Genomic DNA, 23,676 nt, shown 5'->3' with positions numbered 1-23,676 from the left:
GGGTGGCAGGCGATCACGTGCGAGCCTGGATGAGCTCCACGGGCCGCGTGCGGCAGTTGAGGAGCGAGTACCTCGTTGGGGTCAAAGGGGACGTCACTAGGAGCTCGTCATGTTGAGCAAGCACGAGCGGGACATGCTCGCCGAGATCGAAACGGCGCTGGAGTCCGCAGACCCTGAGCTCGCGGAGAAGTTCGAGCGGTTCGAAGGCGAGCCGGGCTGGGGCCTGATGCGCCGAGTCCTGGTGTTCACCGCGCTCACGCTGACCGCGATGCTGTCGTTGCTGTCCTTGGCCAGCGGCCTGGTGTGGACCTCGGCGGCGCTGGGCATGATCACTGCCGCCGGCGCCATCGCGGCGTGCTTCACCGGACGCCGGCACGAGGAGACGTGACTCGTCAGTCGTGCATCGGGTGCGGCAGGGCCTGCAGCACCGTGTCGGCCTCGACGTAGGTGCCCTCGGGCAGCTCGTCGAGGCGGTCCATCTGCTCAGGACCGGCCCCGAGCTCCGCGCACTGCTGCACGATCTCCCGCTTGGTCGCGGGGAACCGGACGTGGCAGAGCACCCGCAGCATGTCCGCGCGATCGGCCAGCACCATGATTCCTCCGTTCGGAAACCTCGCCCACCAACTACCCGGGCCGAACGCGCGGAAACCCTCAGGACGCCAGTTCGCGGGCCTTCTCGGCGATGGCCGTGGCGTCGATGCGGGCCTGGCCGAGCAGTTCGGCGGGCTGACCTGAACCGGGCATCTCGTGCACGGCGAGCGTGCGCACCTGCGCGGGCTGGTCGGTCAGCGCGCTGAGCACCGCTTCGCCGAGACCGCCTTCGGGCCAGTGGTCCTCGGCGGTGACCAGTCCTGCCGTCTCGGTCGCGGCGCGCCGCAGCGTGCCGGAGTCGACGGGTTTGATCGAGTACAGGTCGATCACCCGCGCCTCGATGCCCTCGTGCGCCAGGACGTCCGCGGCCTTGACCGCCTCGTGGAGCGTGACCCCGGCACCGACCAGCGTCACGTCGTCGCCGTCGCGGACCACCTTGGAACCGCCGATCGGGAACTGCTCGCCGGGCGGGTAGATCACGGGCATCGCACCGCGGCTGGTGCGCAGGTAGCTGATGCCGGGCAGGTCCGCCATCGCCGTCACCAGCTGCACGGTCTGGTTGGCGTCGCACGGGTAGAGCACGGTGCTGCCGTGCACCGCGCGGAACGCGGCCAGGTCCTCCAGCGCCATCTGCGACGGGCCGTCCTCGCCGATCGCCACGCCGGCGTGCGAACCCATCAGCCGCAGGTCGGCCCGGCTCACCGCGGCCATCCGGACGAAGTCGTAGGCGCGGGAGAGGAACGCGGCGAAGGTCGAGGCGAACGCGCACCACCCGCGGACCTGCATGCCCACCGCCGCGGCGATGAGCTGCTGCTCGGCGATGTACATCTCGAAGTAGCGGTCCGGGTGGGCATCCCGGAACAGCTCCGCGAAGGTCGAGTTCGACACCTCGCCGTCCATGGCCACCACGTCCCCGCGCCGGTCTCCCAGCGCGGCCAGCGCCTGCCCGTAGGCCTTGCGGGTGGCCAGCTCGGTGCCCTCCTCGAAGGCGGGCAGTCCGCCGCTGCCGGTGTCGAACACGTGCGGCTTGGCGTCGGCGTCGGGCTTGGCGGGCTTGACCCGCAGGTCGCGCAGCCCTCCGAGCTCGACGATCGATTCCTCGGCGTGCGCCAGCGGTTTGCCGTGGAAACCGGGTTTGTCGGCGACTTCGGCGACGCCCTTGCCCTTCTGGGTGGCGGCGATGATCGCGACCGGGCGGCCGTCGCCGTCCTCGGCCTGGGTCAGCGCGGATTCGATCTCGTCGAGGTCGTGCCCGTCGATCTCGATGGTGCGCCAGCCGGCCGCCTGGGCTCGCGCGGTGTAGGAGGTCAGGTCCCAGCCGTGCATGGTGGGTCCGGTCTGGCCGAGGCGGTTGACGTCGATGATCGCGATCAGGTTGTCCAGCTGCTCGTGCCCGGCGTGCTCCAGGGCTTCCCACACCGAGCCCTCGGCCATCTCGCTGTCGCCGCAGAGCACCCAGACCCGGTAGGGCAGCCGGTCCAGCCGCTTGCCCGCCAGCGCCAGGCCCACGCCGATGGGCAGGCCCTGGCCCAGCGAGCCGGTCGCCACGTCCACCCACGGCAGGATCGGTGTCGGGTGGCCTTCGAGCCGGCTGCCGAACTTGCGGAAGGTCAGCAGCTCGTCGTCCTCGACGGCGCCGACCGCTTTGAACGCGGCGTACTGCAGCGGCGAGGCGTGGCCCTTGGAGAAGATCAGGTGATCGTTCGCCGGGTTGTCCGGACGTTCGAAGTCCAGCCGCAGGTGTCCGTCGAGCAGCACCGCCAGCAGGTCGGCCGCCGACAGCGACGAGGTGGGGTGCCCGGAACCGGCGGCCGTGCTGGTCCGGATCGAGTCCACCCGCAGCTGCTGTGCCAGTTCGGAGCGGAACAGTGCCTGGTCCATGCCCCGAAAGGTGCCCGCGGTCCGGCCCGGCGAAACAAGGCCCAGGTCAACCAGCCCTGCGCCGGAGCTGGTTCGGGAGCGCGGCGGAGTCGTCGTTGCAGGCGCGGGACTCAACCGGCACCGCCGAGCGGGGTGACCGCTCGGCGGGGTTTGTCAGTCCAAGCCGCCGTTGCTCAGTCCGGAGAGCAGGCGCTTGATGACCTCGGGGTCGACCTCGGCGGTCTCCTCGGTGGTCTGCGGCGCCATCGCGTTCTTCTTGCGGGAGCGGCGGGGGAGCGGGACGGAGTCGGCCTTGACGCCGCTGGGCAGCGGCATCTCGCACCACACCAGGGTGCCGCCGGTGCGCAGCGCCGTCGCACCGCAGCGGCCTTCGGCGAACCCGGGCGCGAGCTGCGGGGGAACGGTGGCCTGCTCGTCCTGGACCTCTGCGACGAGGCTCTCACCGCTCAAGCGCAGGCGGACGGTGATGAAACCGGGGTTCTTCTGGTCGGCGGCGTCCACGGCCGCGGTCACCAGGGCACCGGTGAGTTGCGTGGCGATGTCGGTCATCTCGCGCAGAGACCACTCGGCCAGGGAGAACCGCACGAACATCTCGGTGCAGTTCACCGCGCTCGGGAGCGCGATCAGTCGAAGGTCGTCGACTTGTGCGGTCTGAGTGTTCACCTGGTTGAGTTCCTCCGTCCGCCCCCACTGCGCTTTCGATCACCCGGAAGCCGTATTTTGCCAACTCTACTGGGTGGCTTGTACGCAGGGGCCCCTTTTGCTTTCGGCCTTGCCGTTCACCGTTCGGCCCGGGATCGGCGGGCCGCCGCGAACATCGCAATCGCCGCCGACAGCCTTCTCCATCTGCGACGACGCACGATCTGGTGAAAAACGTACGTGACGAAAGCAGGTCGGGACCACCTCCGGACGTATCGGTTCCACAACGGGGAAGTTCCAGACGGATGGCCGCTGTAATAACCGAGGGGGTGAACGGCGATCGGGCGCCGCGCGTGTCGGAGCGGCCGCGGCGTGTCGAGGCCGCTCCGGCACCCTCTGCGCGTCAGGCCAGGGAGTCGAGACCCTCCGCGAACGCCTTGCCGATGAGGCCGATCTCGTCCTCGGTGATGATCAGCGGCGGCGAGACGGCCAGCGCCTTGCCCAGCGGGCGGACGATCACCCCGAGCTCGCGGATCTTCTTCTGCAGCTTGGGCAGACCGCCCGCCTGCAGCGCTTCAGCGGTGAGCTCGACGGCGCCGAGCAGGCCGACGCCACCGCGCACCTCGGCGACCGCCGGGTGGTCGGCGACGCTGCTGAGCGCGTCGTGCAGCGGCTGCTCCAGCTCGTCGGAGCGCTGGACGAGCTTCTCGCGCTCCAGGATGTCGAGGTTGGCCATGGCCGCAGCCGCCACCGTGGGGTGTCCCGAGTAGGTGGCGCCGTGGCGGAACACCCGTCCCGGCTCCTCCCAGAACGGCTCGGCGACGTGCTCGGCCACGACCACACCGCCCAGCGGCAGGTAACCGCTGGTCACGCCCTTGGCGAAGGTGATCATGTCGGGCTGCAGGCCCCAGCGCTCGACGCCGAACCAGGTGCCCACCCGGCCGAAGCCGCAGATCACCGAGTCGGCGACGAACAGGATGCCGTTCTCGGCGCAGATCTTGGCGATGGCCTCCAGGTAACCCGGTTCCGGCGGGTAGAGACCGCCCGCGCCCATCACCGGCTCGGCGAAGAACGCCGCGATCTTCTCCGGGCCGATGCGGTCGATGGCCTCACGCAGGCTCTCGGCGTCGTCGTGCGCGACGCGGCCGGTCTCGGGGACCAGCTGACCGAACCCGGTCTGGTTGGCCTCGATGCCGCCGATGCTGGTGCCCATGCCGTTGGTGCCGTGGTAGGCGTTGCCGCGGCTGAGGATGTGGGTGCGCTGCGGCTGCCCGCGCTGCGCCCAGTACTGCCGCGCGAGTTTCGCGGCCGTGTCGATGGCCTCACCGCCGCCGGTGGTCAGGAAGATCTTGGCGCCCGGCATCGGGGCGAGCTCGGACAGCCGCGTGGCCAGCGCCTCGGCGGGCGGGTTGGTGTAGTCGTTGAAGACGAAGTAGGACTCCAGCTCCCGCATCTGCGCGGCGGCGGCCTCGACGATCTCGGTGCGGCCGTGCCCGGCGTTGGCGTACCAGAGGCTCGCGGTGCCGTCGAGGTAGCGGCGCCCGGAGTCGTCGTAGATCCAGACTCCCTCGGCCTTGGTCACGCAGAAGCTGCTGCTCTTGACCTCGAACATGTCCGCGAACGGGTGCCACAGCGCGGTCTGGCTTGATGACATGAATCCTCCTTCGTAGTTCAGCCGACAGCTTCGTCTCCCGGACACCTCGATGGCCAGAGGTGCGGACGGGAAGTCCGGCCGCCGGCGTCCGCCAGATGAGATCCGGCGACCGCTCGTTGACACCGCGAGCGCACCGCCAAGACGATGGGGTCCGTGACCACTCCGAGACTCAGCAGGCGGATGCACCTCGACTTGCGGCGCCTGACGGCGCAGGGCTGTCGCTCCTGACGAAACCACGAAGTCAGGGGTGACGCCGCCTCCGGCCGAACCCGGTAACGGTCCGCAGAGGGCCAGATTCAGGGAGCAGTTCGTGTCCACCGTCCTGGTCATTTCCGGAAGTCCGTCGCGCACCTCGAAGACGGAGAAGATCGGCGAGCACATCGCGCAGCGGCTGGCCGCGGCCGGGCGCACCACCGAACACCTCCGGGTTCGGACGCTGCCCGCCGAGGCGCTGCTGAGTGCCGACGTCTCAGACCCGGCGATCTCGGCGGCGGTCGAGCAGGTCGCGGCGGCCGACGGCATCGTGCTGGCGACGCCGACCTACAAGGCCGCCTACTCGGGTCTGCTGAAGTCGTTCCTGGACCTGCTGCCGCAGTTCGGATTCGCGGGCAAGGCCGTGCTGCCGCTGGCCACCGGCGGCAGCGTCGCGCACGTGCTGGCCATCGACTACGCGCTGCGCCCGGTGGTGCACTCGCTGGGCGCGCGGCACGCCGTGCAGAGCTTCTTCCTGCTCGACAAGCACCTCTCGCTGGTCGGGGAGGAGCTGGCCGTGCACGACGACAGCGCGGGACCGCTGGCCGACGTCATCGATCAGTTCGCCAAGGCGCTCGACGGCGTCCCGCACGCCACGGTGCTGGGGCGCTCCGCCTAGAAGTCGTTGATGGGTTGTTGCGGTGCGGGCTGGGTCCCGCACCTGAAACAGCGGCTCCGCCGCGCTCTGAACAACACCTAGAGCGGGCCGTCGATCCACCGCTGGATCAGCGGTGCCGTGAGGGCCACGAGCTCTTCGGTGGGCTCGGCGCTGATCGCCTGGGTGCGCAGCACCAGGCGCGCGGCGCCGAGCCCCATCAGGTGGCTGCACACCAGCTCGGCGCGCAGTCGCGCCCGGGGACCGTCGAGACGATCGGCGAGCCGGGTGACCAGCTGGGACTCGAAGTTGTCGCGGAAGCGGCCGCCCGCCGGGCGCGACGAGGTGAACACCGCGCGCACGAGCGGATCGCCCTGGGTGCGCTCGTGGTAGTCCAGCAGCGTGCGCACCAGGTGCTCGCCGAGGTTCGGCAGCTCGCAGTCCAGCAGCCGCTCGGCGTCGTGCTCGAAACCCGAGGCCTGCGCGAACAGGTCTTCCTTGCTGCCGAAGTACTTGACCACCAGCGCGGCGCTGACGTCGGCGTCCGCGGCGATGTCGCGCAGCGTCACGTCGGCGTAACCGCAGGAGGAGAAGCGCCGCCTCGCCACCTTCAGGATGGTTTCCCGCGTGGCGCACGCGTCGCGGCGCTGCTCCTCGATCGACCCCGTGGTGGGCATGCACCTCAGGCTAGCGCGAGCCCCCCACCGCGAAGGCCACCCGATGGGTAACAGCCTCGTACCGAGGCGGTGCCGGGGTCGCCGCGGCGATGAGCGCGGCCACCAGTCCGGCTCCGCCGGCGACCACGAACACCCAGGAGTAGGCGTTGATCGAGGGGTAGGTTCCGCCGGCCACGTGCACCAGGGATCCGGTGGTCAGCGCCACCACGATCGCGCTGCACCCGGAGGTGCCGATCGACCGGGCCAGGCTGTTGAGCGCGTTGGCGGCGGCGGTCTCGGTGGTGGGCACGGACCGCATGATCAGCGCGGGCAGCGCTCCGTAGGCCAGGGCGCCGCCGATCGAGGCGATCGTCAGGTTCACCACCACGACCGACAGCGGGTCGTGCAGCAGCGAACCGCCGAGGTTGCCCAGCGCCAGCACGCAGGCGCCGAGGATGAGCGTGGTGCGCGGACCGTAGCGACGTGAGATCCGGGCCGAGACGGGGGAGAACAGGCCCATCGCGGCACCGATGGGCAGCAGGACCAGGCCCGCGACCACCAGCGACAGGCCGTATCCGTAGCCGGTCTCCGGCGGGGCCTGCAGCAGCTGCGAACCGACCAGGAAGCCGGTGAACATCGCGATGCCCACCAGCACGGACGCGATGTTGGTCAGCAGCACCGTCGGCCGCGCCGACACCCGAAGGTCCACCAGCGGAGCGGCGCTGCGCAGTTCGTAGGCGCCCCACAGCAGCAGGACGACGATCGCTCCGGCGAGCAGGCCGAGGACCAGGCCGCTCGACCAGCCCCACTCGTTGCCCTTGGAGATGGCCAGCAGCAGGCAGGTCAGCGCCACCGAGAGCCCCACGGCGCCGACGAAGTCGAACTTCCCGCCCGTGCGCAGCGAGGACTCCGGCACCACCCACAGGATCAGCGCGATCTCGACGAGGGCGAAGACCATCGCTCCGGCGAACAGCCAGTGCCAGTTGAGCTCCTGGGCGACCACACCGGTGATCGGCAGCCCGACCGCACCGCCGATGCCCAGCGTCGCGCTCATCAGCGCCACCCCGGAGCCCACGCGCTCCTCGGGCAGCTCGTCGCGCATGATGCTGATGCCCAGCGGCACCACGCCGACGGCCGCGCCCTGCAGGACGCGGCCGATCAGGACCGCGGTGAAGTCGTCGCTGACCGCTCCGATCGCGCTGCCCACCGCCATCGTGGCCAGGGATAACAGCAGCATCCGGCGCTTGCCGTACATGTCGCCCAGCCGTCCGGTGACCGGCGCGCACACCGCGCCCGCGACGAGCGGGGCGGTGACCAGCCAACCGGCGTTGGCGGCGGTGGTGTGGAGCAGGTGGGGGAACTCGGGGAGCAGTGGGACGACGAGGGTCTGCATCAGCGATACCGCGATCCCGCACGAGGCGAGCACGATGATGACCACTTTCGAACTGCGCGTTGCGGACGAAGCGGACCCGGCGACGCTCATCAGACTCCTCACTCCCGGCGTGAACTCGTGTTCACCAGGTGAGTAAACCTGTGTTCACCAGTCGATGCAAGGCGCTGGGCGTCCGGTTTCGCATGGCAGTCGCGAAAATTCACCGCCGTGATGTCCACTGTGGACACGAAGGGGTGCCCCTTCCGGCTAAGCAGAGGAGCTCGACGTTGTGAACCCGAGGTTCACACTGCTACTGTGAACCTCGGGTTTACAGAGAGGGGGAGTCGTGTCGGCACAGGAAGCAGCCCGGCTCGTCGAGCGCGTGGCCGCGGAGGTCGTCGTGGAGGTCCGCGATCCCGGCCCGAAGGGCTCCGACGTGGGTGATGAGCAGCAGCGGCGGGCGGCATCGCTCGCGCGGTTGCAGGCGGCGCTGGCAACCGAAGAGCTCGTGGCCGAGGCCGCGGCTCAGCAGACCGAAGCGGCGTCGGCCGAGAGCGTGTGGCTGGGCGCCAGCCTGGCCGACCTGAGCGCGGTCACCGGCAGGACCCGGCAGGCCGCGCGCAAGCGGTGGCCGGAGCTGGGATCGATCCACCGGCGCCGCAAGTGGCTCGGCAACCACGTCGAGGACATCGCCCACATGGCGGGTCTTCTCGCCGCGCACGCCGAAGAACTGGCTCCCGGCTGGGGCCGGGGCGAGTTCATGAAGCACGCGCGGCTGCTGCGCGACGGGCTCGCCCGGTGCACCGAGGACTTCGCCGAGGACGCCCCGGCCGGCGGCGACCCGGCGCGACGCTGGCGGGACCTCGACGCGCTCGTCGACACCACCCTCCGCCGGATCGTCGAGACCGCGGGCGAGCCCGCCACGCCCGAAGCGGGCTTCGCCCTGCACGGTGCCACCGGCGTCCTCGGCTACTACGACCACGCCACGGCCGCCGACCGCGGCTAGGTTCTTGATGGGTTGTTTTGCTTGGCGGTGCGGGTGGCGGAACCTGACACGTCTTCTGGCTGCGGGATCCGAGACTGATGTATGTCCAACACACGGCGCTACGGCTGTCCTCACCAGAAGACGTGTCAGAACCCGCGGCGGTGCGAGCTGAGTCCCACACCTGAAACGGCTCCTCGACGGTCAGAGCGGGGGGAGGACGGCGGCGTGCTGAGTCGCCCGCTCGAAGGCGTGGGCGATCTCCAGCAGCCGCCGTTCGCCGCGGTGCGGGGCCACGAGCTGGAGTCCGACCGGGAGGCCCTGCGTGGTGAAACCGGCCGGGACCGAGATCGCCGGGCAGCCGGTGGCCGAGATCCAGTACGCCGAGCGCATCCAGTCGAGGTAGGACGGCATGGCCACGCCGCCGATCTCGGTGGGGAACTCCAGATCGATGTCGAACGGCGGCACCTGGCTCACCGGGAGCGCGAGCACGTCGTAGCGGCCGAAGAACTCGCGGACCCGGTGGTAGAGATCGGCGTGGAGCCGTTCGGCGCGACCCACGTCGGCGCCGGTCAGCGCCCGTCCCGCGTCGATGTTGTCGCGCAGGCTGGGTTTGATCCGGTCGGGGTGGGCGTCGCGGAGCTCGCCGAGGGCCATCTCGAACTGCCAGGCGCGCAACGTCCGGAAGACCTCGTCGGCGCCGGTCAGGTCGGGCGCGGCCTCCTCCACGACCCCACCGATGTCGGCGAGCACCTGCGCGGCCGGTTCCAGCACCGCCCGCACCTGCGGGGCCACCACCAGCTCGCCGCCGAGGTCCACCGAGAACGCCACTCGCAGCCCGGACAGGTCGGTCTCCAGGGAGCCCTGGAACACCGAGCCGGGCTCGCTGATCGCGATCGGGCTGCGGTCGTCGGGCCCGGCGACCGCCGAGAGCATCAGCGCCACGTCGGCGACGGTGCGGCCCATCGGGCCCTGCACCGACAGCGTCGACCACGCCGCGAGGTCCGGCCACGTCGGCACCCGGCCCGGTGCGGGCCGCAGGCCCACGACGTTGCAGAACGACGCCGGGTTGCGCAGCGAGCCGCCCATGTCGCTGCCGTCGGCCAGCGGCTGCATCCGGCAGGCCAGCGAGGCCGCCGCGCCACCGCTGCTGCCACCCGCCGAGCGGTCGAGCGCGTAGGGGTTGGCGGTGGTGCCGAAGACCGGGTTGAAGGTGTGCGAACCGGCCGCGAACTCGGGCACGTTCGTCTTGCCCATCGCGATCGTGCCCGCGGCCTTGAGCCGTTCCACGACGAGCTCGTCGCGGTCCGGGACGTTGTCGGCCAGCAGCGGCGACCCGTAGGTCGTGTGGATGCCCGCGGTGTCGTGGGTGTCCTTGTGCGCGATCGGCAACCCGTGCAGCGGACCGACCTGGGCGCCCGAGGCCAGCCGCTCGTCGGCGGAGGCGGCCGCGGCCAGCGCCCGCTCGGGGTCCACCGAGACCAGGGCGTTGACCTTCGGGTTCAGCAGCTCGATGCGGTCCAGGTGGGCCTGCATCACCTCGCGCGCCGAGACCTCCCGCGCCCGGATCAGCGCGGACAGTTCGGTGGCGGTGTGGTGGCAGAGCGAATCCGGCACGTCGTGGCTCCTCCTCGCAGCGTGGTTCGCCACGCAAGATAGCCGCCCGGACGTGCCGGGCGGATCAGCCCAGGTCGAGGTCGACGACCACCGGGGCGTGATCGGAGGTGCCCTTGCCCTTGCGCGCGTTGCGGTCGACGTAGGAGTCGGTGACCGCGCCGGTGAACGCCGCGTTGCCGTAGGCGAGGTCGATGCGCATGCCCTGGTTGTTCGGGAACCGCAGCGCCCGGTAGTCCCAGTAGGTGAACGGCACGTCGTACTTCAGCGCCCTCGGGTACACCTCGCTCAGGCCGGACTCGGTCAGCGCGGTGAGCGCCTTGCGCTCCTCCGGGGTGACGTGGGTGCAGCCCTCGAAGGCGGCGATGTCCCACACGTCCTCGTCGTTGGGGGCGATGTTGAAGTCGCCCAGCACCGCCCACGGGCGGTCGGCGGCCAGCTCCTCGACCGCGGTGGCGCGCAGCGCGTCCAGCCAGCGCAGCTTGTAGTCGTAGTGGGCGTGCCCGACCTCGCGTCCGTTGGGCACGTAGACCGACCAGACGCGGACCCCGCCGCAGGTCGCGGCGACCGCGCGGGGCTCGGGCGTCTCGAACATCGAGCCGTCGGCCTGGAAGCCGGGCTGGTCGAGCAGCCCTCGGCGGACGTCGGTCAGGCCGACGCGGGAGAGCACGGCGACGCCGTTCCAGCGGCCGGTCCCGTGCGCGGCGATCTCGTAGCCGAGCTCACCGACCTCGTCGAACGGGAAGGCGTCCTCGGCGCACTTGAGCTCTTGCAGGCACAGCACGTCGGGCTCGGCCGTGCCGAGCCAGTCCAGCAGCTTGGGCAGCCGGGCTCCTACCGAGTTGACGTTCCACGTGGCGATCCGCATGGCCGCAGCTTGGCACAGCCCCCTGACGCCCGGACGGGCCAGGTGCTGTCTGAGGACGCGGCGGAGCCGCTGTCTCAGGTGGGACTCAGCCGGCGCCGCCCAGCAGCGCGATTCGTCGACAGCTCCTAGGGGGCGACGTTCTGCTCGCCGGCGTACTGGTAGCGCCAGACGCCGTCGGGGCGCTGGTCACGCCGGTTGTAGCACGCGTAGGGCGAGCAGGGGTCCTCCCCGTCGCGGGGCGAGGGGAAGGCGAACTCGCCCATCGGTAAGTCCGCGTCGACCGCGGGGATGATGAACGACCGGCCGTCCTCGGGGCCGCCGATGAGTTCCGCGTACACGTGTTGCTCCATCGAGATCTCCTTGCTCGGCGTTCGCCGCAACTCCCTTACAGCCAATAGGAACAAAAAGAACGGCCAACGGTTCCCGTTGTCACCCGAATGTTTTAACGATGTGCTGCGAACGCTGCTCACGACCAGGTGAATAGGGGTTCCGGCGCCCGGGTACTGCACTGCCATGCCGCGAAACGAGACGCAGGACCGCACCGGACCGTCCAACCCGGACAAGGTCCTCTACCCGCAGGACTCCTTCCGGAAGCAGGACGTGTTCGACTACTACCGGGCGGTGTCCGGCCAGCTGATCGCGCACGCGCGGGACAAGCCGGTGACGCTGCGCCGGTTCCCGGACGGGATCGGCGCGGAGGGCTTCTTCCAGAAGGAGGCGTCGAGGCACTTCCCGGAGCGGATCCCGCGCGCTCCGGTTCCGCAGCGCGGCGGCGGATCCCCGGTGCACCACGTGCTCGTCGACGACGAGGACGCGCTGCTCTACCTCGCCGACCAGGCGTGCCTGGAATTCCACATCGCACTGTCCACAGTGGAAGACCTGGAGCGCCCCGTGCTGGCGGTGCTCGACCTCGACCCGCCGGAGGACGTCGGGATCGCGACGCTGCGGGATGTGGTGCGCACGATGTGCGAGCGCTTCGCCGATGAAGGATTCGTCCCGCACCTGCAGGCCACCGGCGGCAAGGGATTCCACATCGCCGCACCGCTGAACGGCGACCGCGTGTTCGACGAGGTCCGCTCCCAGGTGCGCGAGCTGGCCGATCGCGCCGCGCGCGACGATCCGCAGCGGCTGACCACCGAGCAGCGCAAGAACAAGCGCGGCGACCGGATCTTCCTGGACACCAACCGCAACGCCTACGGCCAGACCATGATCGCCCCCTACTCGCTGCGCGCACGCCCCGGAGCACCGGCGGCCACCCCGCTCGACCTCGACGAGCTCGGCCGGGTGAACCCGCGCTCGTACGGGTTGAGCAACATGGCCCGCCGCCTCGCCCAGAAATCCGACCCGTGGCGCGACCTGCACTGATCGGTCGTGCATGGGTCGGCGCGGGTGCGGGTAAGCGAGGTGGACGCACGACGTTGGAGGGAACGTGGACGCCGACATCACGCTGTTCGTGGACGGCACCGAGCACCGGCTCACCGTGGACACCCGCACGACCGTGCTCGACGCGCTGCGCGAACGACTCGGGATCACCAGCGCGAAGAAGGGCTGCGACCACGGCCAGTGCGGCGCCTGCACCGTGCTGCTGGAGGACCGGCGCGTCAACAGCTGCCTGATGCCCGCCGTGGCGCACGACGGCGCTCACCTGCGCACCGCCGACGGCCTCGGGGACGGTGAGCCGCACCCGGTGCAGCGCGAGTTCATCCGGCACGACGCCTTCCAGTGCGGCTACTGCACACCGGGCCAGGTCGTCTCCGCGGTCGCCGCCGTCGAAGAGCTGAAGGCGGGAGAGCCCAGCGCTGTGACCGCCGAGGGCGCCGATCTCGACGATGAGATCCGGGAGCGCATGAGCGGCAACATCTGCCGGTGCGGCGCCTACGCCAACATCGTTCGCGCGGTCAACGAGGCGGTGACCCGATGAGACCCTTCCACTACGAGCGCGTCGCCGACGTGGACTCGGCGGTGAGCGTGCTCGCCGAGACGCCCGGAGCCGAGTACCTGGCCGGTGGCACCAACCTCGTGGACCTGATGAAGCTGGAGGTCGCCGCGCCGGAAGTCCTCGTCGACGTGCGTCCGCTGACCTCCGACCAGATCGAGGACCACGACGGCACGTTGCGCATCGGTGCCTCGGTCACCAACAGCGCGCTGGCTGCGGATCCGCTGGTGCGTCAGCGCTTCCCGTTGCTGTCCCAGGCAGTGCTCGCGGGTGCCTCCCCGCAGCTGCGCAACCTCGCCACCACCGGGGGAAACCTGCTGCAACGCACCCGGTGCGGCTACTTCCAGGACATCACGACGCCGTGCAACAAGCGCGAACCCGGCAGCGGCTGCTCGGCCCGCGAGGGCTTCCACCGGGAGCACGCGATCCTGGGCGCCTCCCGCGAATGCGTGGCCACCCACCCCTCGGACATGGCGGTGGCGCTGGCCGCGCTCGACGCCGTGGTCAACACCGTCGGTCCCGGCGGAAGCCGCCGCATCGACTTGGTGGACCTGCATCGGTTGCCCGGCGACGAACCGCAACGCGACACCGTGCTCGAACACGGTGAGCTCATCACCTCGGTGGACGTGCCGCCGCTGGACTTCGCGGTGACGTCCCGCTACCGGAAGGCCCGCGATCGCACCTCGTTCGCATTCGCGCTGGTCTCGGTGGCGGCCGCCCTCGACGTCGCCGACGGCGCGGTCCGCGACGTGCGGCTCGCGCTGGGCGGGGTGGCGCACAAGCCATGGCGGGCCACCACCGCCGAGCAGGTGCTGCGTGGTGAGCCGGCGACCGCGGACGACTTCCGCCGTGCCGCCGATGCCGAGCTGGAGGCGGCGAATCCGTTGCCCGGTAACGATTTCAAGGTGCAGCTGGTGCGCAACATGATTACCGGAGCGCTCGCGGACCTGGCGGGGGTGTCGAGATGAGCACCGCCGCCACCCGAATCCTCGGAGCTCCACTCGACCGCCTCGAAGGGGAGGCGAAGGTCCGCGGCCGCGCGCTCTACGCGGCCGAACACCCGGTCGACAAGCCCGTGCACGCCCACCTGGTGCAATCGCAGATCGCGCGCGGGCGCATCACCACCATCGATGCGACCGCGGCGCTGGACGAGCCCGGAGTGCTCGACGTGGTCACCCACCACAACGCTCCCGAGCTCGCCTCCACCGACGACGCCGAACTCGCGGTCCTGCAATCACCGCAGGTCGGTTACCGGGGACAGCCGATCGCCGTAGTGCTCGCCGAATCCTCCGAAATCGCCCGCGCCGCAGCCGGTCTCGTGCGCGTCGAGTACGATCAGGACGAGCACGACGCGGACCTCGACGCCGACCGCGACGATCTCGTACCGGCCGACGACGACCTCGACCAGGGCGAGCTCGACGCCGCGTTCGCCGGGTCGGTGATGGCGCACGACGCGGTCTACACCGTGCCGCAGGAGCACCACATCGCGATGGAACCGCACGCCACGACCGCCGCGTGGTCCGAAGGCGAGCTCACCGTCTACGACTCCACGCAGGGCGTGCACTGGGTGCGCGACGCGCTCACCGAGCTCTTCGGTGTCGACGCCGAGAACGTGCACGTCGTGGCACCGCACGTCGGCGGCGGGTTCGGGTCCAAGGGACCCGCGCACGCGCACCTGGTGGCCGCCGTCCTGGCAGCCCAGCGCGTCGAACCGCGCCCGGTGAAGCTCGTGCTCACTCGTCAGCAGGTCTTCCCCGTCGTCGGGCACCGCGCCGCCACGATCCAGCGCGTGCGGCTCGGCGCAGACTCCAGCGGACGCCTCACCGCCATCGGCCACGACGTGATCGCACAGGACGCCCGCTTCAAGAGCTTCCCCGAACTGGCCGGAAAACCCACGCGCACGATGTACGCCGCACCGAACCGCCGGATCACCCACCGGCTGGCGCAGCTGGACCTGCCGGTGCCGACGTGGATGCGGGCACCGGGCGAGTGCCCCGGGATGTACGCGCTGGAAACGGCGATGGACGAGATGGCCATCGCCTGCGGGCTGGACCCCATCGAGTTCCGCATCCGCAACGAACCCGAGACCGATCCGGACACCGGGCTGCCGTACTCCAGCCGGAACCTGGTGGCCTGCCTGCGCGAAGGCGCCCGCAGGTTCGGCTGGGCCGACCGCGACCCGGTCCCGGGCGCCCGCCGCGACGGCGAGTGGCTGGTGGGCACCGGTGTCGCCGCCTCCACCTATCCGGTCAACTCGCAGCCCGGCACCCAGGCCACCATCCAGGCCAGGCCCGACGGCCGGTACCGGGTGCTGCTCGGCGCGGTCGACATCGGCACCGGCGCGTGGACCGCGCTGACCCAGATCGCCGCCGACGCCCTGGGCGCCGACGTCGATCGTGTCGTGCTCAGCATCGGCGATACCGACCTGCCCTGGGCCTCCGGCGCGGGCGGTTCGACCGGGATCACCTGCTGGGGCTCGGCGATCGTCGACGCCGCGCGCCGGCTGCGCATGGAGCTGCCCGACGGCGAGCCGGTTCCCGAGGAAGGTGTGGTGGTGACCGGTCGGATGCCCCACAACCCGCATCAGGGCACCTACGCGATGCACAGCTTCGGCGCTCAGTTCGCCGAGGTGCGGGTGAACGTCGACACCGGCGAGGTGCGGGTGCCGCGCATGCTCGGCATCTTCGCCGCCGGGCGCATCGTCAACGCCAAGACCGGTGCCTCGCAGCTCATGGGAGGCATGACGATGGGCATGTCGATGGCCCTGCACGAGGAGGCCCACGTCGATCCGCGCTACGGGCACGTGATCAACCGGGACATGGCGCAGTACCACGTCGCGGCGTGCGCCGACGTCGGAGACATCGAGGTCGACTGGATCGACGAGGACGATCCCTACGTCAACCCGATGGGCACCAAGGGCATCGGCGAGATCGGCATCTGCGGCACCGCGGCCGCCATCGACAACGCGGTGCACCACGCCACCGGCGTCCGCGTCCGAGACCTGCCCATCACGCCCGACAAGCTCGTCGGCACCATCTGAATCGTCGCTGGGCACCCCGGAAGCGGTCGACCTCGACGCTGATGCTCTTCGGCATCCTCGGGCCCGCGCACCCGGCGGCCGGTGGTCTCGTCGCGGTCGGCGATCGCGTGCGCCGTCAGCTCTTCTTCAGATCCTGGGCGAACATCACGAGGATGCCGCTGGGGCCGCGGACGTAGGTGAGCTTGTAGACGTCCTCGTAGGTCGCCACGCCGCGCAGCGGACGGCATCCGTGCTTCGCGGCGATCGCCAGGGCGTCGTCGATGTCGTCGACCGAGAAGGCGACGCGGTGCATGCCGATCTCGTGGGGACGAGTCGGCTCGGTCTCGATCGCTTCCGGGTGGAGGTACTCGAACAGCTCGAGGTGCCCGCCGTCCGGCGTCCGGAGCATCGCCACGTTGGCGTGGTTGCCGTCGAGGCCCACGGCGGTGTCGGCCCACTCACCGCTGATCGCGGTGCGGCCGACGACCGTGAGGCCGAGGTCGGTGAAGAAGGAGATCGTCGCGTCGAGGTCGCGCACCGCGATGCCGACGTTCTCGAACTTGATGGCCATGCTGCGGAGGGTACCGAGCCGGACCGACCGTCACCGGTGAGTTCGGGAGGGACCTCAGCCGCGCGCCTCGTCCAGGGCTATGTCGGTGACGGTGCGCAGCGGGAGGCCGAGGGCCTTCGCCGCGGCGGCGACGTCGTCGTGCTCGGGCTTGCTGCGGTGCGGGCCGTGCTTGACGCGGATCCGATGCCCCCGCACGGACACGGTCGTGGTGCGGCGGGGGAGCGCGGTGCGCTGGACCTCGTGCCGGCGGGTGCCGAGCGTGCCGGTCTCGGCCACCACGATTTCGGTCAGCTCCGCCTCGACACCGGGGGCGCACAGCACGTGCAGGACGTGGGCGGGACGGGACTTCTTCATCGTCGCCGGACTGGTCCACGCGTCGGCCGCGCCGGCGTCGAGCAGCCGTTCGACCACGTGGCCCAGGGATTCGCCGGTGACGTCGTCGACGTTGCACTCCACCACGACCATCGTCTCAGGCTCGGTGCTGGAGGACCCCAGCGAGGCCGACAGGACGTTCGGGCGTTGTGGGAAGCGCTTGGTCCCGGCCCCGTAGGCGGTGGCACCGAGCGTCATGGCCGGGGGAGGGGTGAACCGGGTGCCCATCGCCGCGACCAGGGCCGCGCCCGTCGGCGTGACCGTCTCCCCGGCGAGGTCCGCGCCGACCACCGCCGCGCCGTCCAGCAGGCGCAACGTCGCCGGAGCGGGCGCGGGGAGCACGCCGTGCGCGCAGCGGACCGTGCCCGACCCCAGCGCGATCGGAGCGGAATGCACTGCGGTGACCGACAGTTCGTGCAACGCCGCCGCCACGCCGACGGTGTCCACGACGGTGTCCAGCCCGCCGACCTCGTGCAGGTGCACCTCCGCCGGATCGCGGTCGTGCAGCCGGCCCTCCACCTCCGCGATCGCTTGGATCGCGGAAACCGCCAGCTGCGCAACGGGTTCCGGCCGCGCGCGGGAAGCGATCTCGATCAGCTCCGCCGCGTGCCGCTCAGGGGCGTCGTCGTCCGCGGTCACGACCGCCTTGGTCGCCGCGATCCCGTCCACCTGGACCTGCTCGGCGTCCAGCGACCAGCCCCGCAGACCGGTGGACTCGATCGCCGATCGCACCTGCTCCAGCGGGGCGCCGAGCCCGAGCAGCGCGCCCAGCAGCATGTCGCCGGAGAGCCCGGTCGCGGGGTTGAGCCAGAGGATCATCGCCGGGCCACCACGGCCAACCGGTGCGCGGCCATCGCGGCGGAGAACCCCGAGTCGATGTTGACCACCGTCAGCCCGGCAGCGCAGGAGGTGAGCATCGCCAGCAGCGCCGTCACGCCCTCCAGCGAGGCTCCGTACCCGGTCGAGGTCGGCACCGCGATCACCGGGCACGACACCAGGCCGCCGACGGCGCTGGCCAGGGCGCCCTCCATGCCCGCCACCACGACCACGGCGTCGGCCTGCTCGAGGTCCTCGCGCGCGGCGAGCAGCCGGTGGATGCCCGCCACCCCGACGTCGCGGACCACGTGGGTGCGCAGGCCGATCGCGGAGGCGACCGCGTCCGCCTCCGACGCGACCGGCCAGTCCGACGTGCCCGCCGTGGCCACGCACAACCGGAAATCGCGCTGCTCGGCCGGTCGCCACACCAGCAGCCGCGCCGTCTCGTCGTAGTCGCCCCCGGGCACCCGCACCGCCGCCGCGACCTCGGGTTCGACCCTGGTGACCAGGACCGGGCCGGTGCTGCGCGCCAGCAGCTCGGTCACGATGCCGGTGATCTCCTCCGGCCGCTTGCCCGGCCCGTAGACCACCTCCGGAAGCCCCTGGCGGGATTCCCGGTCGGTGTCGACCCTGGCGTAGCCGAGATCGCTGAAGCCGGTCATGACGCCGTCCGGGTGGGCAGCAGCGGGAGCAGCACGTTCATCCGGCCGCTGGAGAAGCCGGCCATGTCCAGCGCGCAGAACTCGAAGCCCGCCTCCCGGCCCGCGGCGTCGAGCTCGGCGTGGTGCGCTGCCGCGCGGTCGATGTCCTCGGCGGGCACCTCCAGGCGGGCCACCGTGCCCTGACCGTGCGCGCGGACCCGGCACACCGGGAACCCCAGGGCGTGGACGGCGGCCTCCGCCCGCTCGATGCGGGCCAGCACTTCCGGGGTGACCGGATCGCCGTAGGCGACGCGGGAGGCCAGGCACGCCGCGGCCGGTTTGTCCGCAGTGGACAGACCCAGCTCGGCGCTGACCTCGCGGACGTCGGCCTTGGTGAGCCCGGCGTCGACCATCGGCGCGATCGCGCCGCGCTGCGCGGCCGCGCGCTGGCCCGGACGGTGATCGCCCAGATCGTCCACATTGGTGCCCAGCGCGATCGTGGCGCCCATCGTCGCCGCCAGCGGCTCCACCGCGTCGAACAGCGCGGACTTGCAGTGGTAGCAGCGATTTCCGTCGTTGGCGGCGTACTCGGGCCGATCGGCCTCGTCGGTGCAGACCTCGACGTGGGCGAGGCCGTGCTCGCGGGCGAAGCGCTTGGCCCGCTTGCGCTCCTCGGCCGCCAGGCTCGGGGACACGGCCGTGACCGCGAGCATCCGCGATCCCAGCTCCTGGTGCGCCACCACGGCCAGCAGCGCCGAGTCCACGCCACCCGAGAACGCCACGACCAGGGATTCCTCGGTTCTGACGCGCGCCCGCAGGCGGTCCAATCCGGTCACGACGCACTCCTCACGCACGCTCGCTCACAGCCATGTGGTCCGACCAGACTCTAACTCCAACGAGCGATGCATCCCATGCCGTCGAAGGAGATCTTTCCGGTGGTCAACGAGCCTTTTGACGGCTCGTTCGGGGTGCTAGTGCGGACGCGCCCGCATGTCCCTCGACCGAGTGGCACTCCCCGGCTCGGTGGCCGGATCGACCTACCTTTCGAAGGGAACGTGCCGATGGGAGGAGACTGCGGTGACCGACAACAACGCTGCGCAGCAGATCGCGGCCGGGTACACCTCCGGCGGAGCCGCCGTCGACCTCGGGGCGGTGGTCATCGACAACGAGGCCGATGCCGCGGCCCAGGTGCGCATCCCGCTTGCCACGCTCAACCGGCACGGCCTGGTCGCGGGCGCGACCGGCACCGGCAAGACCAAAACGCTGCAACTGCTGGCCGAACAGCTCTCCGACGCCGGGGTTCCCGTCGTGCTCGCCGACATCAAGGGCGACCTCTCCGGGCTCGCCCAGCCCGGCGAGGGCGGCGAGAAGCTCACCACGCGCGCCCAGGACGTCGGCGACGACTGGCAGGCCTCCTCCTACCCGGTGCAGTTCCTCTCGCTGGGCACCGGCGGCCGCGGGGTGCCGATCCGGGCGTCGATCACCAGCTTCGGGCCGCTGCTGCTGTCCAAGGTGCTCGGGCTCAACGCCACCCAGGAGTCCACCCTCGGGCTGATCTTCCACTGGGCCGACCAGCGCGGGCTCGGACTGCTGGACACCAAGGACCTGCGGTCGGTCATCCAGTACCTGACCAGCGACGAGGGCAAGGCGGACCTCAAGGGCATCGGTGGTGTCTCGGCCGCCAGCGCCGGGGTGATCCTGCGGGCGCTGTCGAACCTGGAGGCCCAGGGCGGGGACGAGTTCTTCGGCGAACCAGAGCTGGAAGTGGCCGACCTGCTCCGGCAGTTCGAGGGCAAGGGCGTGGTCAACCTCCTCGAGCTCGATGACGTGCAGACCAACCCGGTGCTGTTCTCCACGTTCCTGATGTGGCTGCTGGCCGAGCTCTTCGAGGAGATGCCCGAAGCCGGTGACCTGGACCGGCCGAAGCTGGTGTTCTTCTTCGACGAAGCGCACCTGCTGTTCAACGACGCGTCCAAGGCGTTCCTCGACCGCATCGAGCAGACCGTGAAGCTCATCCGCTCCAAGGGAGTCGGCGTCTTCTTCTGCACCCAGCTGCCCACCGACCTGCCCAACCCGGTGCTCTCGCAGCTGGGCGCCCGCGTCCAGCACGCGATCCGCGCGTTCACCCCCGAGGACCAGAAGGCGCTGTCCAAGACGGTGAAGACCTACCCGACCACCGAGCACTACCAGCTCGACGAGGCGCTGACGAGCCTCGGCATCGGGGAGGCGATCGTGACCGTGCTGTCGGAGACCGGCGCGCCGACACCGGTGGCCTGGACGCGGCTGCGCCCACCGCGCTCGCTGATGGGCACCATCGGCGAGGACGCGGTCCGCACCTCGGCCCGGTCTTCCGACCTGCACGCCAAGTACTCCGAGACGATCGATCGCGAGTCCGCCTACGAGAAGCTCGCTCAGAAGGTCGCCGAGCCCGCGGAAGAGGGGCAGGCCCCGCAGCAGAATAAGGGTGCTCGCGAGGAAGCCGGGATCTTCCAGAAGACGATGGAGAACCCGGCCGTGCGCTCGTTCTTCCGCTCCGCGGCCAGCGCCGTCGGCCGCGAGGTCACCCGCGGGTTGTTCGGCAACAGGAGGCGCTGACTTACCCCGCTTCACCCGATCAGGTAGGGTCTGCCCGACTTATCCACGCGGGAGCTCGGGCGGATCGGGCTGAGAGGGTGGCACGCAGCGCGCCACCGACCGCAGAACCTGTCCGGATAATGCCGGCGTAGGGAGCTGTCGATGGCGCTTGACGTCGAACGGTCCGAAGTTCCGAACACCCTGGACGAACCGGCACCCAGAACGCTGGGCGTGCTCGACCAAGGAGCCTTCTGGGGCAACCTCGGCGTGAGCCTGCTGGGCTTCAGCGGTGCGCTCGCGGTGCTCGCGCCCGCCGGTGTGCCGCAGCTGTCCTTCGCGGCCGCGGTGACGGCCACCGTCGTCGGGACCGTGCTGGGCAGCCTGATGGTCGGCATCGCAGCCATCCCCGGAGCCCGCACGGGCGCACCGGCGATGATGCTGCTGCGCGGCCTGTTCGGCACCCGGTTGTCCTACCTGCCGACGGTGCTCAACATCCTCCAGCTGGTCGGCTGGGGGACGTTCGAGCTGCTGGTGATCGCCCAGGGCGCCGAGGCGCTGTTCGGCGGCGGGCCGCAGTGGCTGTACGTGCTCATCGCCGGAGTCCTCACCACCGCGCTGACCTTGCGCCCCCTCGGTGCGCTGAGGTTGCTGCGCCGCTACGTGAGCATCGCCGTGCTCATCGCGATGGTCTACTTCTTCGTGCAGCTGCTGCTCCAGCCGTTGCCGCCGATGAACGACGGGTCCTGGGAGGGGTTCTGGCCCGGTGCCGACGCGGCGCTGGCCGTCGCGGTGTCCTGGCTGCCGGTCGCCTCGGACTACTCGCGGCACTCGCGGTCGGCCAGCGGCGCGTTCACCGCGGCGACCGTCGGCTACTCGGTCACCCAGATCGCCTGCTACCTGCTGGGACTGCTCGGTCTGGCGCTGGTCGGGTTCGACGGGGACAAGGCCTTCGACCCGCTGCTGGCGGCGCCGCTGGGCGTGCTGTTCTTCGCGGTGCTGGTGCTGCGCGAGGTCGACCAGTCCTTCGCCGACACCTATTCGACCGCGGTGTCCATCCAGAACCTGCGCCCCAGCACCGATCGGCGGCTGCTGAGCCTGATCGTCGGCGTGGTCAGCACGCTGGCCGCGCTGACGATGGACATCGAGCAGTTCTCCAACTTCCTGCTGCTGATCGGTTCGGTGTTCGTGCCGATGTTCGGCGTGCTGGCGGTGGACTACTTCTACAACGCCCGCAACCGCGAGTGGGACGTCTCGGCGCAGGCCCCCTCCCGCTGGGGGATGCTGATCGCCTGGCTGCTGGGCTTCGCGGCCTTCCAGCTGATCAACCCCGGTGAACTGGGCTGGTGGACGGCGTTGTGGACCGGTGCCCGCGAGGCCATCGGGTTCACCGTCCCCACCTGGATGAGCGCGGCGCTGACCTCGTTCGTCATCTCCGCGGTGGCCGCCGGCATCATCGGCCTGCTCGCCCGCAGCCGCCGGAAGGGCTGAACCGGGCGGTTCGCGTCGAGGCGAACCGCCCGGAGACCGGGGACGGCTCCAGCCAGGAGGGGCGGCGGTGGTGGCTGGAGCCGTCGTTTCCGGGCGCCGGGACTCAGTGGTCCCGGCGCGTCACCAGGTGGGCCAGTGCCGTGAGCGCCTCTGCCGCGTCCTCCTCCGGCTCCGCTCTGCGGAGATCGGTCAACGCCGAGGCGAGCAGTTCATCGGCCTGGGCCTGGCTCCACGCCCGCCCGCCGGCGAGCGTGACGAGCTCCGCGGCCTGGGCGAGCTCGCCGCTGACCAGCGGCTGCTCCCGGTAGTAGAGGGACGCCAGCCGCTGGCCCGCGCTGGATCCCGAGGTCAGCGCCGAGACCACCGGCAACGTCTTCTTGCGGGTGCGCAGATCGGAGAACACGGGTTTGCCGGTCATCGCCGGATCGCCCCAGATCCCCAGCAGGTCGTCGATGTGCTGGAACGCCAGCCCCAGCCGCTCCCCGAAGCTGCGCAACCTGGTGATCTGCTCCGGCGAGCCGCCGCCGTGCAGCGCGCCGAGCGCGCACGCGGCCCCCAGCAGAGCACCGGTCTTGTCGCGGGCCATCCGCTGGCACGCGGCGACGTCCACGTCGGCACGCGTCTCGAACTCCAGGTCCGAGTTCTGCCCGTCGATGAGGCCGAGAACCGCGCTGCTGAGCATCCGCACCGCGCTGGCCGCCTCCGGGTGCTGGGAGGAGGCGAGCACGTCGGCCGCCAGCGTCAGCAACGCGTCGCCGGCCAGGATCGCGGTGGCGTTGCCGAACACCGTCCACGCCGTCGGCCGATGTCGGCGCGTGACATCGCCGTCCATCACGTCGTCGTGCAGCAACGAGAAGTTGTGCACCAGTTCCACGGCCACCGCGGCCGGCACCGCGTCCGCCGGATCGCCACCGACGGCCGAGGCGCTGAGCAGCACCATGGTCGGCCGCATCGCCTTGCCCCGGTCGGCGCGCACCGGGTTCCCGCGCTCGTCGAGCCATCCCAGGTGGTAGCCGGCGACCTGGCGCATCCGGTCCGGGAGCCGGTCCACCGCCGCTCGCAACGCCGGCTCGACCATGGTTCGGCTGCTGGTCAGCGCCTCGAAGGCCTGACCGGCGCGGTTCGCGTCCTGCTGCATCGTGGTCATTGCGGGTT

At 70.9% G+C, this 23,676-nt stretch carries 23 protein-coding genes and 1 riboswitch; of the genes, 9 read left to right on the top strand and 14 right to left on the bottom strand.

The window, feature by feature from the left end; genetic code table 11:
- Nucleotides 1-109: 109 nt before the first annotated feature.
- Complete coding sequence (locus KBO27_RS29840) at nt 110-388, top strand: DUF3040 domain-containing protein (protein ID WP_210973185.1); 279 nt, start codon at nt 110-112, stop codon at nt 386-388.
- Nucleotides 389-392: 4 nt separating this feature from the next.
- Here KBO27_RS29840 and KBO27_RS29835 read toward each other — a convergent pair whose 3' ends face one another.
- The 4 genes from KBO27_RS29835 to KBO27_RS29820 all read right to left on the bottom strand — a co-directional run bounded on the left by KBO27_RS29835 (nt 393) and on the right by KBO27_RS29820 (nt 4,765).
- A complete protein-coding gene (locus tag KBO27_RS29835; protein ID WP_132676131.1) occupies nt 393-593 on the bottom strand; it encodes a DUF2795 domain-containing protein in 201 nt (66 codons plus the stop codon).
- Between the two features lie 58 nt (nt 594-651).
- A complete protein-coding gene (locus tag KBO27_RS29830) occupies nt 652-2,472 on the bottom strand; it encodes a transketolase (protein WP_210973184.1) in 1,821 nt (606 codons plus the stop codon).
- Between the two features lie 153 nt (nt 2,473-2,625).
- Nucleotides 2,626-3,135, bottom strand: a complete 510-nt coding sequence (locus KBO27_RS29825; protein WP_210973183.1) for an ATP-binding protein — start codon at nt 3,133-3,135, stop codon at nt 2,626-2,628.
- A gap of 379 nt (nt 3,136-3,514) precedes the next feature.
- A complete protein-coding gene (locus tag KBO27_RS29820) occupies nt 3,515-4,765 on the bottom strand; it encodes an aminotransferase family protein (RefSeq protein WP_210973182.1) in 1,251 nt (416 codons plus the stop codon).
- Nucleotides 4,766-5,075: 310 nt separating this feature from the next.
- Between KBO27_RS29820 and ssuE the strand changes: the two genes are divergently transcribed.
- On the top strand, nt 5,076-5,636 hold the full coding sequence (ssuE, locus tag KBO27_RS29815) for an NADPH-dependent FMN reductase (protein WP_210973181.1): 561 nt from the start codon (nt 5,076-5,078) through the stop codon (nt 5,634-5,636).
- Nucleotides 5,637-5,713: 77 nt separating this feature from the next.
- Here the strand turns inward: ssuE and KBO27_RS29810 are convergent, their stop codons facing one another.
- Both KBO27_RS29810 and KBO27_RS29805 read right to left on the bottom strand, forming a co-directional pair.
- Nucleotides 5,714-6,289 (bottom strand): TetR/AcrR family transcriptional regulator, encoded by a 576-nt coding sequence (locus KBO27_RS29810; RefSeq protein ID WP_132676121.1) that lies wholly within the window; start codon nt 6,287-6,289, stop codon nt 5,714-5,716.
- A 10-nt stretch (nt 6,290-6,299) separates the two neighbouring features.
- Entirely contained in the window at nt 6,300-7,751 is a 1,452-nt protein-coding gene (locus tag KBO27_RS29805) for an MFS transporter (RefSeq protein WP_210973180.1), read from the bottom strand.
- A 235-nt stretch (nt 7,752-7,986) separates the two neighbouring features.
- Here KBO27_RS29805 and KBO27_RS29800 point away from each other — a divergent pair, with 235 nt between their 5' ends.
- A complete protein-coding gene (locus KBO27_RS29800) occupies nt 7,987-8,646 on the top strand; it encodes a hypothetical protein (RefSeq protein ID WP_210973179.1) in 660 nt (219 codons plus the stop codon).
- A gap of 180 nt (nt 8,647-8,826) precedes the next feature.
- Here the strand turns inward: KBO27_RS29800 and KBO27_RS29795 are convergent, their stop codons facing one another.
- From KBO27_RS29795 to KBO27_RS29785, 3 genes are all read right to left on the bottom strand, one after another.
- Nucleotides 8,827-10,239, bottom strand: coding sequence for an amidase (locus KBO27_RS29795; RefSeq protein WP_210973178.1), 1,413 nt, complete (start codon nt 10,237-10,239; stop codon nt 8,827-8,829).
- A 64-nt stretch (nt 10,240-10,303) separates the two neighbouring features.
- Complete coding sequence (locus KBO27_RS29790; RefSeq protein ID WP_210973177.1) at nt 10,304-11,104, bottom strand: exodeoxyribonuclease III; 801 nt, start codon at nt 11,102-11,104, stop codon at nt 10,304-10,306.
- Nucleotides 11,105-11,229: 125 nt separating this feature from the next.
- The gene (locus KBO27_RS29785) at nt 11,230-11,454 is read right to left on the bottom strand and encodes a DUF8847 domain-containing protein (RefSeq protein WP_132683966.1); all 225 of its coding nucleotides are present in this window, start codon (nt 11,452-11,454) and stop codon (nt 11,230-11,232) included.
- A gap of 163 nt (nt 11,455-11,617) precedes the next feature.
- Between KBO27_RS29785 and ligD the strand changes: the two genes are divergently transcribed.
- The 4 genes from ligD to KBO27_RS29765 all read left to right on the top strand — a co-directional run bounded on the left by ligD (nt 11,618) and on the right by KBO27_RS29765 (nt 16,080).
- Nucleotides 11,618-12,469, top strand: a complete 852-nt coding sequence (ligD, locus tag KBO27_RS29780) for a non-homologous end-joining DNA ligase (RefSeq protein WP_210973176.1) — start codon at nt 11,618-11,620, stop codon at nt 12,467-12,469.
- A 64-nt stretch (nt 12,470-12,533) separates the two neighbouring features.
- Nucleotides 12,534-13,025, top strand: a complete 492-nt coding sequence (locus KBO27_RS29775) for a (2Fe-2S)-binding protein (RefSeq protein WP_210973175.1) — start codon at nt 12,534-12,536, stop codon at nt 13,023-13,025.
- Nucleotides 13,022-14,008, top strand: a complete 987-nt coding sequence (locus tag KBO27_RS29770) for an FAD binding domain-containing protein (protein WP_210973174.1) — start codon at nt 13,022-13,024, stop codon at nt 14,006-14,008. The genes KBO27_RS29775 and KBO27_RS29770 overlap by 4 nt, the downstream gene beginning before the upstream one ends.
- On the top strand, nt 14,005-16,080 hold the full coding sequence (locus tag KBO27_RS29765) for a xanthine dehydrogenase family protein molybdopterin-binding subunit (RefSeq protein WP_210973173.1): 2,076 nt from the start codon (nt 14,005-14,007) through the stop codon (nt 16,078-16,080). The genes KBO27_RS29770 and KBO27_RS29765 overlap by 4 nt, the downstream gene beginning before the upstream one ends.
- A gap of 115 nt (nt 16,081-16,195) precedes the next feature.
- On the opposite strand, the gene KBO27_RS29760 is transcribed toward KBO27_RS29765, so the two are convergent.
- Genes KBO27_RS29760 through larE form a run of 4 tightly spaced genes read right to left on the bottom strand, consistent with a single transcriptional unit; the run spans nt 16,196 to nt 19,295 of the window.
- Nucleotides 16,196-16,630 carry a VOC family protein gene (locus KBO27_RS29760; protein ID WP_210973172.1) on the bottom strand — a complete coding sequence of 145 codons (435 nt, stop codon included), beginning with the start codon at nt 16,628-16,630 and terminating at the stop codon, nt 16,196-16,198.
- A gap of 54 nt (nt 16,631-16,684) precedes the next feature.
- Nucleotides 16,685-17,821 (bottom strand): nickel pincer cofactor biosynthesis protein LarC, encoded by a 1,137-nt coding sequence (gene larC, locus KBO27_RS29755; protein WP_210973171.1) that lies wholly within the window; start codon nt 17,819-17,821, stop codon nt 16,685-16,687.
- Entirely contained in the window at nt 17,818-18,480 is a 663-nt protein-coding gene (larB, locus tag KBO27_RS29750; RefSeq protein ID WP_210973170.1) for a nickel pincer cofactor biosynthesis protein LarB, read from the bottom strand. The genes larC and larB overlap by 4 nt, the downstream gene beginning before the upstream one ends.
- Complete coding sequence (larE, locus tag KBO27_RS29745) at nt 18,477-19,295, bottom strand: ATP-dependent sacrificial sulfur transferase LarE (protein ID WP_307870699.1); 819 nt, start codon at nt 19,293-19,295, stop codon at nt 18,477-18,479. The genes larB and larE overlap by 4 nt, the downstream gene beginning before the upstream one ends.
- A gap of 241 nt (nt 19,296-19,536) precedes the next feature.
- On the opposite strand from larE, the gene KBO27_RS29740 reads away from it, so the two are divergent.
- Nucleotides 19,537-21,054: a helicase HerA-like domain-containing protein gene (locus KBO27_RS29740; RefSeq protein ID WP_307870698.1), complete on the top strand. Its 1,518-nt coding sequence runs from the start codon at nt 19,537-19,539 to the stop codon at nt 21,052-21,054.
- A gap of 37 nt (nt 21,055-21,091) precedes the next feature.
- A riboswitch (TPP riboswitch) is annotated at nt 21,092-21,205 on the top strand.
- The gene (locus KBO27_RS29735; RefSeq protein ID WP_210973167.1) at nt 21,196-22,521 is read left to right on the top strand and encodes a purine-cytosine permease family protein; all 1,326 of its coding nucleotides are present in this window, start codon (nt 21,196-21,198) and stop codon (nt 22,519-22,521) included. It overlaps the preceding riboswitch by 10 nt.
- 103 nt (nt 22,522-22,624) lie before the next feature.
- Here the strand turns inward: KBO27_RS29735 and KBO27_RS29730 are convergent, their stop codons facing one another.
- Complete coding sequence (locus KBO27_RS29730) at nt 22,625-23,668, bottom strand: family 2 encapsulin nanocompartment cargo protein polyprenyl transferase (RefSeq protein ID WP_210973166.1); 1,044 nt, start codon at nt 23,666-23,668, stop codon at nt 22,625-22,627.
- Nucleotides 23,669-23,676: the final 8 nt, after the last annotated feature.

Origin of the sequence: Saccharopolyspora endophytica (assembly GCF_018070075.1) — a bacterium.
Lineage (GTDB): Bacteria > Actinomycetota > Actinomycetes > Mycobacteriales > Pseudonocardiaceae > Saccharopolyspora > Saccharopolyspora endophytica.
Note: the sequence above shows the minus strand (reverse complement) of the source record. Positions and strands in the feature narration are given on the sequence as shown.

Excerpts from the sequence above, each read along its gene's own strand:
- KBO27_RS29840 (WP_210973185.1), top strand. The coding sequence starts at position 110 with ATGTTGAGCAAGCACGAGCGGGACATGCTCGCCGAGATCGAAACGGCG.
- KBO27_RS29835 (WP_132676131.1), bottom strand. The coding sequence starts at position 593 with ATGGTGCTGGCCGATCGCGCGGACATGCTGCGGGTGCTCTGCCACGTC.
- KBO27_RS29830 (WP_210973184.1), bottom strand. The coding sequence starts at position 2,472 with ATGGACCAGGCACTGTTCCGCTCCGAACTGGCACAGCAGCTGCGGGTG.
- KBO27_RS29820 (WP_210973182.1), bottom strand. The coding sequence starts at position 4,765 with ATGTCATCAAGCCAGACCGCGCTGTGGCACCCGTTCGCGGACATGTTC.
- KBO27_RS29810 (WP_132676121.1), bottom strand. The coding sequence starts at position 6,289 with ATGCCCACCACGGGGTCGATCGAGGAGCAGCGCCGCGACGCGTGCGCC.
- KBO27_RS29805 (WP_210973180.1), bottom strand. The coding sequence starts at position 7,751 with ATGAGCGTCGCCGGGTCCGCTTCGTCCGCAACGCGCAGTTCGAAAGTG.
- KBO27_RS29790 (WP_210973177.1), bottom strand. The coding sequence starts at position 11,104 with ATGCGGATCGCCACGTGGAACGTCAACTCGGTAGGAGCCCGGCTGCCC.
- KBO27_RS29785 (WP_132683966.1), bottom strand. The coding sequence starts at position 11,454 with ATGGAGCAACACGTGTACGCGGAACTCATCGGCGGCCCCGAGGACGGC.
- ligD (WP_210973176.1), top strand. The coding sequence starts at position 11,618 with ATGCCGCGAAACGAGACGCAGGACCGCACCGGACCGTCCAACCCGGAC.
- KBO27_RS29770 (WP_210973174.1), top strand. The coding sequence starts at position 13,022 with ATGAGACCCTTCCACTACGAGCGCGTCGCCGACGTGGACTCGGCGGTG.
- KBO27_RS29765 (WP_210973173.1), top strand. The coding sequence starts at position 14,005 with ATGAGCACCGCCGCCACCCGAATCCTCGGAGCTCCACTCGACCGCCTC.
- KBO27_RS29760 (WP_210973172.1), bottom strand. The coding sequence starts at position 16,630 with ATGGCCATCAAGTTCGAGAACGTCGGCATCGCGGTGCGCGACCTCGAC.
- larC (WP_210973171.1), bottom strand. The coding sequence starts at position 17,821 with ATGATCCTCTGGCTCAACCCCGCGACCGGGCTCTCCGGCGACATGCTG.
- larB (WP_210973170.1), bottom strand. The coding sequence starts at position 18,480 with ATGACCGGCTTCAGCGATCTCGGCTACGCCAGGGTCGACACCGACCGG.
- KBO27_RS29735 (WP_210973167.1), top strand. The coding sequence starts at position 21,196 with ATGGCGCTTGACGTCGAACGGTCCGAAGTTCCGAACACCCTGGACGAA.
- KBO27_RS29730 (WP_210973166.1), bottom strand. The coding sequence starts at position 23,668 with ATGACCACGATGCAGCAGGACGCGAACCGCGCCGGTCAGGCCTTCGAG.